The following is a 594-nucleotide window of genomic DNA, read 5'->3' on the forward strand; positions in this document are numbered from 1 at the left end:
CTGTTTTGTTTCAGGACTAAAGTAAGAATAGTGCTTAACTTTAAGTCCTGCCGCTTCCATTACAGGTTGATGGTTTACATAGCTAGGATTAGAAATCCAAACCGTGGTATCTGGCTGAGCTACCTTCATAAGGTCACCAAGCATGCGCAGCGCACCACTTGCACCTGGAGTTTGAATTGCGGCAACACGATCCATCGCCGATGTGCCCTTAAGAAGCAGATCAACCATGCTTTGGTTAAACTCTTCGCAACCTGCTAGGCCAACATAAGCTTTGGTTTTTTGGTTCTCGACAACAATATCTTGTGCCATCGAGACGGCTTTCATGATCGGCGTTTCACCTTGGTTATTGCGGTAAACACCGACACCTAGGTCGACCTTATCAGGGCGTTCGTCGCCACGGTAAGCCACAGAAAGAGAGAGAATTGGATCTAAAGTTGGTTTTGGTAGATGTGAAAACATGAAAGTCACAACCCTTTGAAATTCAAGTAATGAGTTTTACGTTAACATTATCGTAGTAAAATCAGAAACATTTTTTAATAGAAGCGCTTAGTTACCATAAGTAATCCGATAACCGTCGATTTATCAGGCAATTTC

Annotated in this window: 1 protein-coding gene; it reads right to left on the reverse strand. The window is 42.8% G+C overall.

Annotated elements, in window-relative coordinates; all coding sequences use genetic code 11:
• Positions 1–459: aminotransferase class I/II-fold pyridoxal phosphate-dependent enzyme (locus tag KIV40_RS26750; protein ID WP_285352212.1), on the reverse strand; the 459-nt coding region annotated here is incomplete at its 3' end.
• Between the last annotated feature and the right edge of the window lie 135 nt (positions 460–594).

This window comes from Vibrio sp. D173a (assembly GCF_030248475.1).